Annotated in this window: 13 protein-coding genes and 1 riboswitch; of the genes, 9 read left to right on the top strand and 4 right to left on the bottom strand. The window is 42.1% G+C overall.

The window, feature by feature from the left end:
* Positions 1 to 9: 9 nt before the first annotated feature.
* The 3 genes from J2Z37_RS22945 to J2Z37_RS22935 form a co-directional block, all read right to left on the bottom strand.
* Entirely contained in the window at positions 10 to 1,299 is a 1,290-nt protein-coding gene (locus J2Z37_RS22945) for a diguanylate cyclase domain-containing protein (RefSeq protein ID WP_209812665.1), read from the bottom strand.
* Between the two features lie 14 nt (positions 1,300 to 1,313).
* A riboswitch (cyclic di-GMP riboswitch) is annotated at positions 1,314 to 1,398 on the bottom strand.
* 102 nt (positions 1,399 to 1,500) lie between these two features.
* On the bottom strand, positions 1,501 to 4,020 hold the full coding sequence (locus J2Z37_RS22940) for a bifunctional diguanylate cyclase/phosphodiesterase (RefSeq protein WP_209812664.1): 2,520 nt from the start codon (positions 4,018 to 4,020) through the stop codon (positions 1,501 to 1,503).
* Positions 4,020 to 5,261 (bottom strand): DNA methyltransferase, encoded by a 1,242-nt coding sequence (locus J2Z37_RS22935; RefSeq protein ID WP_209812663.1) that lies wholly within the window; start codon positions 5,259 to 5,261, stop codon positions 4,020 to 4,022. The genes J2Z37_RS22940 and J2Z37_RS22935 overlap by 1 nt, the downstream gene beginning before the upstream one ends.
* A gap of 621 nt (positions 5,262 to 5,882) precedes the next feature.
* On the opposite strand from J2Z37_RS22935, the gene J2Z37_RS22930 reads away from it, so the two are divergent.
* Positions 5,883 to 6,830, top strand: coding sequence for a chemotaxis protein CheV (locus tag J2Z37_RS22930; protein WP_245204162.1), 948 nt, complete (start codon positions 5,883 to 5,885; stop codon positions 6,828 to 6,830).
* Positions 6,831 to 6,877: 47 nt separating this feature from the next.
* Here the strand turns inward: J2Z37_RS22930 and J2Z37_RS22925 are convergent, their stop codons facing one another.
* The gene (locus tag J2Z37_RS22925) at positions 6,878 to 8,563 is read right to left on the bottom strand and encodes a methyl-accepting chemotaxis protein (RefSeq protein WP_209812662.1); all 1,686 of its coding nucleotides are present in this window, start codon (positions 8,561 to 8,563) and stop codon (positions 6,878 to 6,880) included.
* 275 nt (positions 8,564 to 8,838) lie between these two features.
* Here J2Z37_RS22925 and J2Z37_RS22920 point away from each other — a divergent pair, with 275 nt between their 5' ends.
* The 8 genes from J2Z37_RS22920 to J2Z37_RS22885 all read left to right on the top strand — a co-directional run bounded on the left by J2Z37_RS22920 (position 8,839) and on the right by J2Z37_RS22885 (position 16,518).
* Positions 8,839 to 9,555, top strand: coding sequence for a nuclease-related domain-containing protein (locus J2Z37_RS22920; protein ID WP_209812661.1), 717 nt, complete (start codon positions 8,839 to 8,841; stop codon positions 9,553 to 9,555).
* A 21-nt stretch (positions 9,556 to 9,576) separates the two neighbouring features.
* Positions 9,577 to 10,356, top strand: coding sequence for a hypothetical protein (locus J2Z37_RS22915; RefSeq protein ID WP_209812660.1), 780 nt, complete (start codon positions 9,577 to 9,579; stop codon positions 10,354 to 10,356).
* A gap of 3 nt (positions 10,357 to 10,359) precedes the next feature.
* Complete coding sequence (locus tag J2Z37_RS22910; RefSeq protein WP_209812659.1) at positions 10,360 to 12,279, top strand: protein kinase domain-containing protein; 1,920 nt, start codon at positions 10,360 to 10,362, stop codon at positions 12,277 to 12,279.
* 15 nt (positions 12,280 to 12,294) lie between these two features.
* Positions 12,295 to 12,966 (top strand): vWA domain-containing protein, encoded by a 672-nt coding sequence (locus J2Z37_RS22905; RefSeq protein ID WP_209812658.1) that lies wholly within the window; start codon positions 12,295 to 12,297, stop codon positions 12,964 to 12,966.
* An 11-nt stretch (positions 12,967 to 12,977) separates the two neighbouring features.
* On the top strand, positions 12,978 to 13,715 hold the full coding sequence (locus J2Z37_RS22900; RefSeq protein WP_209812657.1) for a PP2C family serine/threonine-protein phosphatase: 738 nt from the start codon (positions 12,978 to 12,980) through the stop codon (positions 13,713 to 13,715).
* 98 nt (positions 13,716 to 13,813) lie between these two features.
* On the top strand, positions 13,814 to 15,157 hold the full coding sequence (locus tag J2Z37_RS22895; RefSeq protein ID WP_209812656.1) for a FecR family protein: 1,344 nt from the start codon (positions 13,814 to 13,816) through the stop codon (positions 15,155 to 15,157).
* Between the two features lie 87 nt (positions 15,158 to 15,244).
* Positions 15,245 to 15,883: a nuclease-related domain-containing protein gene (locus J2Z37_RS22890; protein WP_209812655.1), complete on the top strand. Its 639-nt coding sequence runs from the start codon at positions 15,245 to 15,247 to the stop codon at positions 15,881 to 15,883.
* Positions 15,880 to 16,518 (top strand): hypothetical protein, encoded by a 639-nt coding sequence (locus J2Z37_RS22885; RefSeq protein WP_209812654.1) that lies wholly within the window; start codon positions 15,880 to 15,882, stop codon positions 16,516 to 16,518. The genes J2Z37_RS22890 and J2Z37_RS22885 overlap by 4 nt, the downstream gene beginning before the upstream one ends.
* The last annotated feature ends 88 nt before the right edge of the window (positions 16,519 to 16,606 follow it).

The following is a 16,606-nucleotide window of genomic DNA, read 5'->3' as shown; positions in this document are numbered from 1 at the left end:
AATTCCCCCTTATTCCGTCACACCTACATTTTTATAGACCTGAACATTGTTTTTCCCCATTGCTTTCGCCCGGTACATCGCTTCATCGGCCCTTTTTACCAGGTTCTCAGGCGATTCTCCGTGCTCTGGGAACAAGGATATCCCGATACTCGGGGTAACTCTCGCCTGGTTGTCAGCGAAAAGAAATGGTTTTTGTATCTCATCAATTAATCTCTGCGAAACATCTATAGCCCGTTCCACACTGGCATTAGGTAATAATATGGTAAATTCATCGCCCGCTAATCTTGCTATAAGATCAGCTGGACCCATACATTTTTTACTGCGAGCACCCACTTCCTGAAGCAGACGATCCCCGGCCTCATGGCCTAACGTATCATTTACGTTCTTAAAGCCGTCTAAATCCATGAATAGAATGACCAACTGCTCCTCTCGGGATTTGGCTTGAGCTAGGGTGTCAGACAACTTTTTCTCAAAAAATCGCCGATTCGGTAGTCCTGTTAAAGGGTCGTAAAAAGCCATTTTTTTGATCTGATCATTAGCCAGCTTCATTTCTGTGATGTCAATGACGACACCGTCAATTCGGATTACTTTGCCTGAGGCATCTACAATAGGTACCCCTCGATCCTGTACCCATTTGACTTCGCCATCTCGTCTTAAAATTCGATACACCGCATTCCCAGGTTGACCTGAAAATAATTGCTGATCTAGGTTCTCTGCAAGGAATCGATCCTCTGGGTGAATCATTTTACTCCAAATAGAATCAGGGTTCATCACGATCTCTTCACGAGAAACACCATAAATTCTTTCAAGCTCGGTAGAAACCTGCAAGGATTGTTCTTGCACATCCAACGACCAGATCGCTACATCGAGATTATCAAAAATATTTTGCAGTTGTTCTTTTCTTTTCGTCATTTCAGTAGTTACTGATTCCAACTGCAATTTTTCTTTATTAAGTTTTACAAATAAACGACTGATTGGCACGATGAGGAGAAGATTGGCAAAGGAGATCTCCCCTAAAATTAATAACGAACCTACAGAAATTTCATCTTCAGGGTTATCTATTAATTCGACAAGGAGATGAAGAATAATAAATAAGAAAGCGGAAAAAAGGCCTCCTCTTAACCCATAATAGTAGGAAAAGAAAGTAGAAGGAATCAAATGAAGCAGCCAAACAATAGACGCAAATTCTTCCATAAAGGCCGTATTTGCAGCCAAAAATTCGAACAGTATAGGGGTTAGAAAGCTGACGAAAATAATCAGCCACACTTTGATCGGAATTTGTTTTGCGTTTAACACCATCTTATTTTTCTCCTCCCGGTAACCCAGCCATCCTAGCCAGAAGACAGTAGATCTGTAGTTTTGCGTCCTTACCTTTCGATAAGTTTGCCTTTTTCTAAGGATAATTCAGTATCCTATCATAAATGAGTAGACTATGAATTACAATACAAACCTTTTCCCACACTAAAAAAGGGGCTCACAAGGAGTCCCTTTCCCATTCTATTAACTTTCCGTATCTTTCTGATATCCCACTGCAACTTCCTGCAATCCCTGGAAAGCTTTCTCGAAATCGGCCACAGACAATGGCTTACTGAACAAGAAGCCCTGGATTTGATCGCAATCATGCTGTTTCAAGAAGCAAAGATGTTCGTTTTCTTCCACACCCTCTGCGATGACGTTTAGCTTGAGGTGGTGGGCCATGGTAATGATCGTTGTGATAATGGCTTCGTTATCGGTATCTTTGGAAATGTCCCGGATAAAGGAACGATCAATTTTTAGTGTATCGATCGGGAACTTCTTCAGATAGCTCAAGGAAGAATAGCCGGTTCCAAAATCATCAATGGCCAGCTGGATTCCCAAAGCCTTCAAGTTATTTAGTTTATCAACGACAGAATCTGCTTTGTTCATCGCAACAGTTTCTGTGATCTCAAGCTCTAAATACTGGGGATCAAGCTTGGTTCTTTCTAAAACATCAACAATGGTTTTAACCAGATCCACTTGCTGAAATTGTTTTGCCGATAAATTGACAGCTACTCTCATTGGCGGGAAGCCTTGCTGCTGCCACTTCTTATTTTGCGCACAAGCGGTTTTCAAGACCCAATCGCCGATCTGTGTGATCAATCCCGTTTCCTCAGCGATGGGAATGAAATCTCCTACAGGTACCATGCCAAACTCTGGGTGGAACCAGCGAAGCAGCGCTTCGACACCTGTAATCCGGCCGGTTCGTAAATCTACTTTTGGTTGATAGAAAAGCTGTAGTTGATCTTGCCGCAACGCTTTTCGAAGTTCTCCTTCAAGAATGGTGCGTTTGAAAAGGTGTTCATCCATATCTGAGCTGAAGAATTGATAGGTGTCTTTTCCTTCCTTCGCTCGATACATCGCGATATCCGCATTTTTAACCAAGACTTCTGCATTTTGGCCATCATAAGGGTATAAGCTGATACCGATACTTGTTGTTACGAAAACCTCATGCCCGCCAATGGTGAAGGACTGGGAAAGCAGCGAAAGGATTTGCTGTGCCAGGTCATCGGCCTCGTTTTTAGTCGTATCCTTAAGTAGAATGGTGAATTCATCGCCACCAATCCGGTAGACCTGTCCTAATGTCTGTTGCATTCTTTCCGCAACAGCAATCAACAACTGATCACCCATCGTATGGCCGAAGCCATCGTTGATCGACTTGAAACGGTCCAAGTCGAGGAACATCACAGCAATGATCTCATTTTCCTTCGCCTGTTCAATATAGGTTTTTAGTTCATTCGTAAAGGCACGGCGATTCGGAAGATCTGTCAATGCATCGTGCTCTGCTTGATAGCGGATTTGTTTCGTATAGTTATCCAGATTCTCAGACATCATATTGATCCCGTTACTTAATAAGCCTAATTCGTCTTTCCAGCTATTTTTTACGCGAGCACCAAAATTACCTTTTGAAATTTCTTCTACTTTGCTTAGAATATAATGGATCGGACGAACAATATAGTTGGCTAGGAGATAACTAGCTAAAAATACAATGAGTAGAAGAACAATAGAAATAATAATGTTGCTATACAGCTGCTCGTTCAAAATCTCCTGGATAAACATGTAGTCGGTTACTAACCCAATCACATAAGGTGTGTCACCCATCACGGGGTAAAAACTTTTAATGACGTGCTTCCCATTAATTTCCGTCTCGTAACTTTGAATGGCCTTCGTCTTGATGGCCAGTTGGACGGTTTCGATGTCTTCGGCTTCCTGTTTGTAATTATAGTTTCCAAAGATGATCGGGCGGTCTTCCTGGCGAATATAAGAAACACCGTTGGATTGCGTAATGATTGGATCCTTGCCAAAAGTATGGGGATTAATCCCGGTTATTTCTAGCAGCGTATCATTATTATTCAGTGTCTTTTCAAGGATTGCCTGCGGACCTGTCAGCTTTTCAAATTTGGCGATTTGGTCTGCTCTCAGGTAGGGACTAATAATATAGTTCGTAGTCCCGTCATAATAATAACCCCATTTATTGACTTCATCAGGATTAGAGCTAGAAACGTCGATCGGGCCCGCCCAGTAATGAGGAAGTTTTTGCCCGTAGGGGGTGGTGACTTCCTTGAGATCCAGCAGTTCCTCAAATGCCGTATACCAATATCCCCATTCTTTTGTACCAAGGTTTAACTCTTTTTCATCAGATGACTTCTGCATAATGATGTCATCTTCAGTTTCCTTCATTAAAGTAATTTCGGAGATTTGCAGCTTATCTCTTAATTCCATAAGCTGCTCATTCGTGACCTTATCGATATCAGGATCTAGTGCATTTTGGACGGCAATAGCAGCGGTACGAAGCTCATGGCCAATTAATTCCTCAACGTATTGTGCCCCATACTTTGAATGTTCAATGGCGATCCCGATTTCCTTTGCTACCATTTCCATCTGGCGTTCCTGGTCGATTCGCAGTTGCTCACGAACCGTGAGGTAGTGAAGGGTATTATTGACTAATAGAATAATCGTAACGATGCAAGAGAAAATGATGGAAAGCTTTGTTTTAATAGACATTAGCCAACCTCCTTCTGCCGTTTTAAATGATAACGATAACCAAAGATGTCTTTTAATTCGACATGCTCTTTATAGTAAAAAACCTCTTCGATCCATCTATTATTGATTTTTTCAAGCAAACCGTTCACTCTATTTTTTAAATTTGACCAGCTAAAATGGTATTCTCTCCATTTCTCATCAATCTGAACATGCACGATGTTGTATAGGACCCATTTGAAAGGATCAGGGACAACCAGTCGATAACCGCCATCGCTTTGAAACGGTACAGGCCGCGGGATGGTAGTCCATTCCTTTGAATCAATTCCATCTGAATTGATGAGGGGGACCAGAAGATGGAAATGGAAGATTCCATGTTCATTAGCAAGATCACAATCTGCCGAGAAATTCATTGCTTCAACAGTAATGGGTGAGGAAATGCCTGTTGATTTTTTTAAACCCTCAAGTTCTAGAAGAGAGACAGGAATAGGCGTTTTGTTGATATAGGTTGTACCATCGAACCATTCCGGCTTGAACCGGTTGATCAGTATACAGTCCTGATACTTATATCCGGCCTTGTCCAAACGATTTTTTGTAATTTGAATGGCATTATTATTTTGGTCACATGCAATCCACTTTCTGCGCATTCTAGCTGCAGTAAAAGGGAAAGAGCCACTTCCACAGTAAAAATCTCCTACTAAATCCCCTTGCATCGTCGTCAGTTCAAGGATTCTCTCCATCAATTTCTCGGGTTTTTGCGAAGGGTAAAACGTATTTTCGTCATCCAAAGTCTCATAGAAACCGACATCATCCCAGAGGGAGGAAAGGGTTGCGATGTTTTTCTTTAAATACTGTTCTGTTTTACTGTAAAACAACAGAACCTCGTGATTATAACCAAAATGAAAAGAATGCGGAGTTCTTTCATTGCTTACCTTCCAGATCACTTCCGCTAAATAGTTCTGACTTCCCATGATTTCGTCCAAAAGAACCTTTAGGTAATGACCCATCTTCGCATTACACTGCAAAACGATAAAACCTTCTTCGCGCAGCAGCTCCTTGGCAGCCAAAATCCGTTTGCGATATTCTTCTATGTAAATGGATGGATTATTAAATTGTGTGATCGTTTCCCTTTCGTAGCATGGGTTGACTAAATCGACACCTAGTTCGGGATGGGGGGCGGAGAAGATGCGCCCAGAATTAAAAGGCCCATCAAAGTATATGAGCTGAAATTCACTCGCCAACCCCTCTTCCAACAACTTCTGCATAACTAGGAGATTATGACCAGATATTAAGCAATTCTGATTTGGTTTAAGTCTAGGAGAAAAGAGCACTAGTTACACCACCATAATTGATATAACTAATTTTCTCACATTTTCGCTATAATTCAACAAAAACCTTAGATTAAAGGTGGTCTCTAGTTACATAAGAACACCTTGGTATTAGGTCTAATTTACTATTTTTCCGTTTGATCGTTCTAAATTATAGCATTTTTCCTATTGTTGGGATTAAGGGGGAAGGGATAATGTTTGTATTTGTCTAGGTTGTAAGCACAAAAACCTGGTTGGAATGGATGATGTTTTTTGAGAGGTTTTTGGGTAATTAGGACTACGTTTTTAATTTTTATGTGTCTTATGAACTGTTTTGGTTGTGTCAGGACAAAATTCTCTACTTTTTGGGGGAAGTGCAACTTTTTACGTGTTGGTGGACACAACGAAACGCATCTGGTGTTCGCGACGCTTGTTGCCTAAACCGAAAGTCAGTTCAATTCACATAATCCTTACATACAGCTAGTAAAAAAAGTTTCTACAAATCTTGCGAATCATTTACAAATTAGGCATAAAGTCGTATATAATCATTATCTAATATGATACCAAAGCAAAACGCACATGGACGAAAAAGGAAGGTTTGAAGATCCGATGAAAGAAGAAAATATATCACATGAAATTCTATTAGAAAGCGGCACAAATGAATTAGAAGTTTTGGAGTTAGGAATTGGAAAAGATCAATGTTTAGGAGTAAACGTAGCCAAGGTCAGGGAGATTACGGCTGCCAGTTCGGTTACGAAAATTCCTCATTCCCATCCGTACCTTGAGGGGATTATTCAACTTCGAAATGAGGTGCTACCCGTTGTTCACCTTGGAAGAGCCCTAGGGATTCCGACAGAGCTGAAAGAAGGTGAAGGGATCTTCGTCATCACCGAGTTTAACCAAACCAAGGTGATCTTCCATGTCGAGTGGGTCAATCAAATCCACCGTATTTCATGGGGGGCCATTGAAAAGGTGACAGGTATGATGGAACAGACGGCAAGCTCTGTGGTTGGGGTGATTAAATTTGAGGACAAAATGATTTTATTGGTAGACTATGAAAAAATCCTAACAGACATTAATCCAGATATTGGTGTTAGCTTAAAACGTGCGGAAAGAGTAGGGAACAAAGCCGAGAGAAATAAAAAGGGAATTTTGATCGCAGAAGATTCACCTATGTTGCGCATGTTAATATCAGAAACGTTGAACACGGCAGGCTATACGCAACTTAAAATTTTCGATAACGGGAAGGAATTATGGGATTTTTTAAATGATGGTTACCAAGAAGAGCAGTTGTTCCACCATTATCATCTCGTTATTACAGATATTGAAATGCCACAAATGGATGGATTGCACTTAACCAAAAGAGTGAAAGAACATCCGGATCTTAAGCAATTGCCAGTCGTCATTTTTTCCTCATTGGTTTCAGATGCGCTAAAACATAAAGGGGATATAGTGGGAGCCGATGCACAGGTTGGCAAACCTCAAATCGATACACTCGTCGAAACCTTGGACCGTTTGATTCTATAAGCATGAAAAAAATCCCTATCAGCCAATAGGGATTTTTTGTGTGCTTTTTACAGTTCGAACCGCTCTACCACATTTCGCAAGTCGATCGCCATTTGGTTTAAAGTATCAACCGACTCTTTGATTTCTTCCATAGAAGCATCTTGTTCTTCTATAGCTTCCGCTACGTTTTGTGTATTGCTAGAGGCCTTCTTCGAGATGGAGGCCATCCCTTCGATCATCTCAACCATTCCATGCGATCCGGCATTGACCTGTTCAATAATGGAGGAAACTTGTTGCGATTGTGCGGAAACCTCTTCGATCATTCCCACCATTTCGTTAAATGTTTCTTCCGTCCGGAAAACCATATGGATCCCATCGTTAACAGACGCTGTTCCTTCGTTCATTGAATCAACAGCCTTTGTGACCTCCAACTGAATTTGTGCAATTAGATGGTGAATGTCCCCGGCAGCACTGTTCGATTGTTCCGCTAATTTTCTAACCTCATCGGCTACAATCCCAAAGCCCTTTCCTAATTCTCCAGCTCTAGCAGCTTCAATAGCCGCGTTAAGTGCTAATAGATTGGTCTGATTGGAGATCTGTGTAATGATTTCAACGATCTGACTAATCGATTTCGATTTTTCCCCTAAGATTTGTATGACTTCTGCAGTCGCTTCTACTTTGTTTTGAGCGACATTCATTTGTTGGATCGTGTCATGCACGACCTTTTTCCCAATGGTTACTTTTTGATTCGTGGTTAAGGAAAGATCGGCTACCGACTGAACAGATGAGGCTGCTTCATTCATTCCTTTTGATATTTCATCCACAACTTGGGTTGAATCGATGGCATAGGCCACCTGCTTTTCAGACCCTAATGCAACTTCTTGTATTGCCCCCGTGATATGTTCCGTCGCTTTTTTTGTTTGTTCAACTCCTGCCAATAATTCCTCGGTTGAGGAGGCAATATGTTCAGACGTAAAGTTGATTTTTTGGATGAGATGACTAAGACTTTTCCTCATATGTTCAAAGGATTTTGCTAAGTTACCAAATTCATCCTTTGACTTTAATGTAATTTCGTATCGAAGATCGCCATTGGCAATAATCGCCGTCGCCTCTTCTAGCTTTTTTAGTGGTACTAAAATGGAGCGGCTTAGCAGAAAGGCGATTAACATAGCAATAAACAGGATTGCTATGACGAATATAACAAATATTTGTTCATTTCCAGCAAGCAAACCTTCTATATTTTGAATCGAGGTGTTAATTGCAGCGATTTTATCCTTTTGATAGGTATCTACTTTTTTCTGAATATCCATTGAGACTTTATCAAATTCACCCATCATTTGATTTCCCTTTTCAGGTCCACCATCGATGTATGTTTGGGCCATCTTCTTGCCGAAGGCGTAGTAGGTTTCAAATGATGAACGGATTGCTTCTAACTGTTCTCCCTCATTCGGATTAATTTCTTTTAGTCTGTTAAGATCCTTTGTAAATAGGGAATGAAATTCTTCAGCTTTGACAAATCCATCATCTAAACCATCTTGTGCGCGTGTTGCACTAATATCCGATAAAAACTGTTGAACCTGCACCACCGAAAGCTTCATCTCGTCTGCCAAAAGGGAGGATTGCAAGTTTCGATCCTTTATTTCTTTTAAATATTGAAGTTGGCTGTCGGATTGGATAAACTGATAGCCCCCCAGTGCTAGTATTAGCAGGAAAATAATACCAAAGGATAAAAAGATTCTTATTCTAGTTTTCATTCGATTCCCTCTCTAACCCCCATATTGGACGTGAAAATAGTAAAAATTTACTACAGCAAGTGTAATTATAATATCTTTTGAAATAAGAAAAAAGTCCTACTTATTAAAAGAGGGCGGATTGTTCATCTGTAGTTCAAACTACAAAAAAGATGATAGATTCATGCCATGATAAAATTATAGGACCTACAAACTACTTTACCCTTAACATAGTTCTATTTTATCTATTATAATAATTAAAAGGAACTATTTCCCACATTTAGAAAGGAGGTGTAAAAATGGCAAACATTATTGCGGGCTACAATCCTTTGCAAGAACAATATGAGGAATCTAGGAAAAAAAGCATAAAGTGGGGGATTCTATCATTTCTATCGTTTATCAGTCTCTCTATTTTGGGTCCCGTTGCTTTTCTTTTTATTTTGGTCTCTTTTTTTAAGCTAGGGAAACATGCGGCGAGATATAAACCTCTAAAAGCGGCCATATCAGGAGAAAAATACGTGGAAAAGGTATGTTCTTCGCTGCCAGATACCTATAGTGTTCTAAGTAATGTGGAATTGTTCTCAGAAGGGCAAACCATGTACCTCGATCAAGTGATCGTAGGGCCAGGAGGGGTATTCCTTCTTGAGGTCAAAAACATGAACGGTTTTATAGAGGGGAATGCCGATAACGCGCAATTAACGCAGCATAAAACAGGACGAAAGGGTGGCAAGTATAGCAAGCGAATCCGTAATCCGCTTAAACCGCTTGGTGGACAAGTCTACCACCTGTCAAACTTTTTGAAATACTACAATACAAATGTTTGGGTGAATGGGTTGCTTTATTTTTCAAACCCCGACGCACAAGCAGCGATTCATGGCTCCAACTTCCCAGTTTTCACGTTTTCCGATGGAGCGCCCGCTCTTCGAAATTTCATAATAAAAAATGAACAGCACACTTCACTGAGTCAAACGGAAATCAATCGTGTGGTGACCTTATTAACAGGAAAGACGACCTAAACCAAAGGAGAGAAGACTAGCATGAGTTTGCTGGAATCCTGCTTAAAGGAAGAATTTGTAGATATCACGGCCCAATGGCTAAGCCATAAACATGCAGTTCCCGTATATGAGATTTGGTCTCATCTAGTAGATACGGAGGTTGAGCCATCGGAAATTATTGAATGGTTTGAAGCCCTGAAACAAAGAGGAGTCATCAAACCAACCGCAAACGTTCAATTTTTCACAGTTCCCAAGAGGGGCTCTTTTGTATTTGAAATGCATCTTTTAAATCATGGGGAAAAAGTGATGGTTAAGCCCGTTGACGAGTTTCTAGGAGTAAATAGAAATTGGGATCCATCCAACCTGGAAGCGTTTTTTGATGAATTGACGAGTCTCTCAGATGATCAGCAAGAGCAAGAGTCATCGGAACCTGAAATCGATCCGCTGGAAGTGGATGCTGACTTGATTTCACCACATGTTGAACCGTTGTTCGACCTCCCTTTGGAAGGGGAAGTAGTATCGCAGGAACAAGAAGGGATAGGGGTTACTGACCAGGTAGCAGAACAGATTCAAGAGGAGGAAGAAGAACCAATGGAAATGACAGAAGAATATGCATTGATTACCCCCGAGCAGGAAAACAGAAAACTAGAAATTGTTCAATCGCTATTGCAGAAAGTTGAAGTTGCGTCGGAGGAGGCCATGTCCTTGCAGCTTGCAAAGCAGACAATAGTACCGAAGAAATATATCCGTTTATTTATGGATCTGGAGGAGGAATTAAACGAGCTGAAGCAGTCCCTCCAAACACCTGCCCAAGAGGAGTAATGGATGGAGATTACTGATCTGATTCAAAATTATATCGTTTTTGTTGACACAAGTTCATGGATGTATCCGGAAGGAACGAAATTTCTGCAACAAGAGTTTCCGGCAGCTCTTCATAGTCACCAGAAGAAGGTGCGAATTTCGGGAAAAGTTATTGAAGAAGTGAACAAGCACATCAAAGGGGACGATAAAAAGCGGGCAGAGGAAGCGAAAGTAGCAGCCAAATTGCTTAATCAGTACCACACACATAAAATATTGGATATTTATCAGGATCCGGATGATCCTTTTCAGGATCAAGCCATTCTAGCCATGTTTATGAAGTATCGAACCAAGTTCCATTTGGCGATGATTACACAGGACCGCAATTTTGCCAGAGATATTGAAGATTTAAATGAACAAGGTTCTGTTAAGAGTTCAAAAATAATTAAGGTCTTTTATCTTGATCGTGAGGGAAGGCTTCAACCTTGGGTGAAGGGTGTTAAACAGCATGAACTGGACCGAAAAAAAAGGGAAACAGCTACAAACCCGGCTTCAAGACCTTTGAAAATGCAAGAGAATATTCATCGCCTCCCACTAGGAACGAAAGTGGAAACGGGGCTCGACACGGTGATCCCTGTCAGCTATTTTCCCAAAGAAGGAGAAAGCGTACGAACCCAAAAATATGGGGAACTGACATTAGTCAAAGAAATTGGCAGCGGTGGAGAAGGAAGTGTTTTTCTCACTAGCAATGGAATGATTTGTAAGATCTACACGCAGATTACAAAAGCTCGAATTGAAAAATTAAAATTAATGTTAAAGATTCCCTTTGAGAAGAAAGGAATCTGTTGGCCGAAAGATTTCGCGACAAATAGTAAAGGCGAATATATTGGATATGTGATGGACAAGGCAGAGGGTAAGGTAATGCAAACCTCGATGTTCCATAAAAAACTGCTGCAAAAGAACTTTCCACATTGGACAAGAAGCAGCCTTGTAGAACTAGCCATAAATATTTTGGACAAGGTTCTATATTTGCATGAACGAAACATTATTATTGGGGATATTAACCCGTTTAATATAATGATCAAGGATTCAAATGATGTGTACCTGGTAGATACAGATAGCTATCAGATTGTAAATTATCCATGCCCGGTGGGGACGATTAACTTTACTCCTCCGGAAACACAAGGGATGCGGTATCATGAATATCTTCGCACATTTAAACATGAATATTTTGCCGTAGCTACATTAGTGTTCATGATTTTGATGCCTGGAAAAACACCTTACGCCCATCAGGGGGGAGGAACACCTGGCGAGGATATTAAAAAGATGGAGTTCCCTTATCCCTTTGGCGATTATCGCGGGAATGCCCCTGATGGGGTATGGCGCTATATTTGGAGTCATTTTACGTATGCATTGAAAAAGAGATTCTATCAAGTCTTTTCGGAGAATAACCGTTTAACTACCGCTGAGTGGGTCTCTGTGCTCGAGGAGTACCGGCGCAAGATTAAACTGGGACATACCAATGATGAGATCTGGCCGACATCCAGCAAAATTGCCGACGATGATGCGGCGCATGTAACCTGCAGCAAGTGTAACACCCCTTTTATCATGCACATTAATAAAAAGCGCGATCTTGACGCGGATGGGAAGAGCTATATTTGTAATTCCTGTCTGATGATCATGAAGGTGACGAAGGTGGCTAAAAATGAAGCAGCTGCAGCTAAGCAGACTGCGCCAAGACAAAGGCCAACAATGAGACCGGCAACTCAGCGGCCAAGAGCCATGTCTTCGACGTGGACACCATCTTCTACGCGGACAACCTCTTCGACAAGGCCAGCGTCTTCCACGAGGGTTACACCTCCGCCAAGGGCGCAGCAGCGTCAAAAACAAAACAACCAACAATCAACTGGTTTGTTTGGTATCATAAAAAAATTTCTTGGAATATAAGGAGTGGAGAATACCATGTCTAATCTTGAATTATTTGACGAAGACTTGCTTGACAACCCATCAGCACGTGTACCGGTGTGCTTAGTGCTGGATACTAGTTATTCAATGAGCGGAAAGCCGATTGACGAGTTGAACCGTGGCGTAAAAATGTTTATGGAGGAGGTTCTCGCAGATGAGATGGCCTCCCTTTCAGCGGAAATTGCGATTGTGACATTTGGCGGTGGAGTCCAAAAAGAAGTCGAATTTGCCAGCATTGAAAAGCAAACCGTTCCCTATCTGACAACAAGTGGGAATACGCCCATGGGCGAAGCGGTAAACCTCGCTTTGGACATGCTGGAAGCCCGTAAAAAAACCTATGCATCCCTTGGGATCAGTTACTATCAACCATGGATGGTGTTAATGACAGACGGTGCACCAACCGATGATATTTCTATTGCTGCTAGAAGAACAAGTGATTTAATTAACAATAAAAAACTGACCATCTTTCCGATCGGGATCGGGGACAAAGCACACATGGAGACGCTGCAGCAATTTTCACCGAAACTTCCGCCCGTTCGCTTGAAAGGACTTCATTTTAAGGAGTTCTTTATGTGGCTGAGTCAGAGTATTACGATGAAATCACGTTCAACACCTGGGGAAGATATCAAGGCTCTACCGATTAACCCTTGGGCAGATCTTTCCTTATAGGAGTGAAGCAATTGAGTACATGGAAGCAGGCAAGCGCCTTCGTCGTGGGGCGTTCGCATATCAAGGAAGAACTCCCCTGCCAGGACCGCACCGTTTGTTCAGAGGTTGAAGGGATCTTCATGATCGCTCTGGCTGATGGCGCAGGTTCTGCCAAGAAGTCAGATGTTGGAGCCGAAGCGGCCCTTCAAACCCTAACAGCCTATATTGGTGAACATTATGATGAGCTTATTGCAAAGGACCCTGTGGAGATCTCCGGAGAACTATTGAAAGTTGTGTTGACTCGGCTGACGGAGCTGGCTGAGGAACAGGAACAATCTCTTGGTGAATTTTCCTCGACCCTTTTATTTGCAGCGGTCAAAGATGAGATCTATTTAGCAGGACATCTAGGAGATGGACTGATCGCAGTGGAAAAAGAAGAGGGGCTAGGGACCTTATCCTACCCTGAGAATGGGGAATATGCAAACAGCACGTATTTTACAACCAGCAAGGATGCAGCAAGTCATTTGAGGATTTATAAAGGAGAACTTGATGAGATTCAAGCCTTTTTTCTGATGTCTGACGGAACAACAGAAACCATGCATCGAAAACAGGATGACACCCTTGCCCCAGCTTTAAAAGTGATTTCAGGATGGTTTGATGAACATCCGGTTGAGACGCTGACCGATGCGCTGCATAAAAACCTGGAGAATGTGATCAGACAGCGGACCATGGACGATTGCAGCATGGCGATCATGAAAAGAATGAAGTAAACAATCCAAAATGACCTTCAAAAGGTTTGCTTACTAGCGGTCAGGTGTTGTTGCACCTGGCCTTTTCGATTAGATGTTAAAAATGAGGGAGAGTCAAGGTGGACAAGAGAAGAACTATTTTACTGTTTTCTATTTTTATTTTCGTGATCTCTGTTTTTACCGGATGCTCAATCTTTACTCAAGGATACAGCATTCCGCGTGAAGCAACGGTGGAATTGATCGAAGGAACAGCAAACCTCATCCGGGATGGGAAGGAAGAATCGATTGATCAGAAGGTGGTTGTCCAAGAGGGGCAGCAAATTCAGACCGGTGAAAATTCCGTGGCGCGGATTGCGTTTGCGGATGGAACAGAAGCGATGATTGGTAGCCTAACGAGGATCACCCTTGCAGAGCTGGATCAAAATAAAGAAGAAGATGAAAGAACGATTATTAAGCTAGAATCGGGGAAAATTTGGAACAAAGTTAAACAACTAATGAATGCAGATGCTTATGAGATCGAAACACCAACCGAAGTGATGGCAGTCCGAGGAACTTTATACTATGTGGTAGTGGACAGTTCCAAGGAAGAGACCTATGTCGCTGCCCTTGACGGTGCGATTGCGATTGCCAGAGATCAGCAGACTTTAGAAGAGATCAAAGATGTAACATGGAATGGATCCAAAGGGGTTTTATTGCATTCTGATCAACAAATCATTTTGAACCCTACAGATCAAAATCTGCAAGAAAAGGTAGAAGCATTTAATCAGCAGGATTTAATCGACCGTATGGAATATGAGATCCTATTACAAGTCAAAAGAGATTTAAGAGAAAGAATTGAGCAAGGGTACTCTGAAACAGATCCGGAGTATACCACGGCTTTTATAAGAGATAAGCAAAAATCGGAGGAATTCCTCAAAAATCGATGGGAAATCCGCGCAGGAGGAATTGTTCAAGGAGTTCAAGAAGGTCAGCTATCGATCTCTTTAGAGAAAGAACAATCTGCGGAAATCTTTACTCTTGCTTCTTATTTACAATCATCCATTTCTGGTCTAGGAATTGAAGAATCGGGTGAAAACGGAACTTTCGATCTGCATGACTTTGATTATGTAGAGATGAATGGCGAAAAAATCATCACCAATATTGGTGAAATGATGATTTGGCGCAGCGGACAGCTCCCGGAATTTAGGCACTATGTTTCACCATGCTACAGCCTGACAGCAGCGGAAATCCAAGTAGTAGGTGACCATTACGAAGAGGCTATCTTCCGCAGGCAGATCGAGGAGAATGTGATCGAGTACCAAGTTCCGCTCCTTGGCTTCATCGTCCGAGCCCATTTATCCGAGCAAGCTGTAGAAGATCTTAAACCATTAAATCTTCAGGAAGGGGACAGAATTCTCTACCAACTTCCTAAATGTGCAGAGGATGATCGAAGAGGTTTAATTACTAGTTTAAAGAAAAAGTAGTTTTGTGGTCTGGATGACAAAAAGTTTGGCTCATTACTGGCATTATTGTTGGTATAAAGCAGATAAGCTATGAAGGAGAGTATCAAAATGCAAATGCTAGCGATCCTGTTTGGGGTGCTGGGTGTGTTCTTTCTTTTAAAGGGACGACTTGCCCCATCGAAACAGCACAAGAATCAGCGGGGTATTGACCATCGTCATGTTACAGCAGCACAACAACAGGCGGGAGAACAGGGGGAGCCAAACGTACGTTTACGTCTGCAAGCCCTTGATAGAGAGGCGTACACAGTGTTTAATGATATTCACCTTTCGTTTGATCGCATTGAACATCAATTGGATCACCTTGTGGTGGGACCTTGCGGAGTTGTTCACATTGAATCTAAAAACTATGGAGGCCAAATTTCTTTCACGATGAATGGTCTTGAGCAAATTGGTAGTAATGGGGAATTTGTGATTCACTCTGATCCGGCAGCTCAGCTATCGAATCAGGAGGGCTTGGTCCGGGAAATCGTCAAAACGATGGATTGTGCGATTCCGATCTATGGTGTACTATGCATCTCCAATGATCGGACGATCATTGAAGGAATACCCGAGGACTTCCACGTGTGCAAGGATGCCGTTATTGTACCGTATATTCAGAAGCTGCCCATCGTGTTGGACGAGCCGACTCATCAGCAACTTGTTCGTACTCTTCGTCATTATGAAGGAAAAGAGGAGGCAACCGCATGAAAAGGATTTATTATTCCCTTGGCGTCGCCTGTTTATGTATCTCTGGCATCCTATTTATGGTGGATAGTACGGTAACTTCAGAGGGGGCCGAAGAAATACTAGCTGAGCAAACGATGATCCCGCAGCAACCTGTGAGCGAGCCAACAGAGATTGTTCTAGCTTCTGAAGCCACGGAAAAGGAAGTAGCACCAGTGGAGGAACCTGTAACGCCAGCGCCTGTAACGAAAAAGTCGGATCCCGCACCATTTCAGGATCAAACTTCACAAACTCCACCCCAGGCCGCATCTGTCGCAGCAAAGCCTATCTCCGAGCAAAAGCCGGCTGACCCGATTGCCGCAGATCTAGAGCAGTTCGTCGCGATGGCAAACCAAGTCGATTGGTTAGCGGCGCCTACTGACATTTACAATCAAGTCTTCCCGATCGCGCAAAGATTGCAGCGCGAATTAATGAGACATCCAGGGGAATACAGCAGCTTGTTTATGGATATAGGCGCCGTGGTGGGGAGCTGCAGTGGAATTGAATTCCATACCCAATCCGGGGCACCAGATCATTTCATGCAGGGAATGGTAGAGGGGTTAAAATACGATGTTAAGGTAGCCTCAAACAACATTCAAGCATACCTCGAACAGAAATAGTTATAATGAACGAAACCGACGCACTTTTGCTATACGTAGGTTAAATTTGGTCAATACTTGGTAGCGACAAAACAACCAAAAAACCAAA

Origin of the sequence: Ammoniphilus resinae (genome assembly GCF_017873965.1) — a bacterium.
Taxonomy (GTDB): Bacteria; Bacillota; Bacilli; order Aneurinibacillales; family RAOX-1; genus Ammoniphilus_A; species Ammoniphilus_A resinae.
The sequence above is the reverse complement of the archived record's forward strand: the minus strand, read 5'-3'. Positions and strand labels throughout refer to the sequence as shown.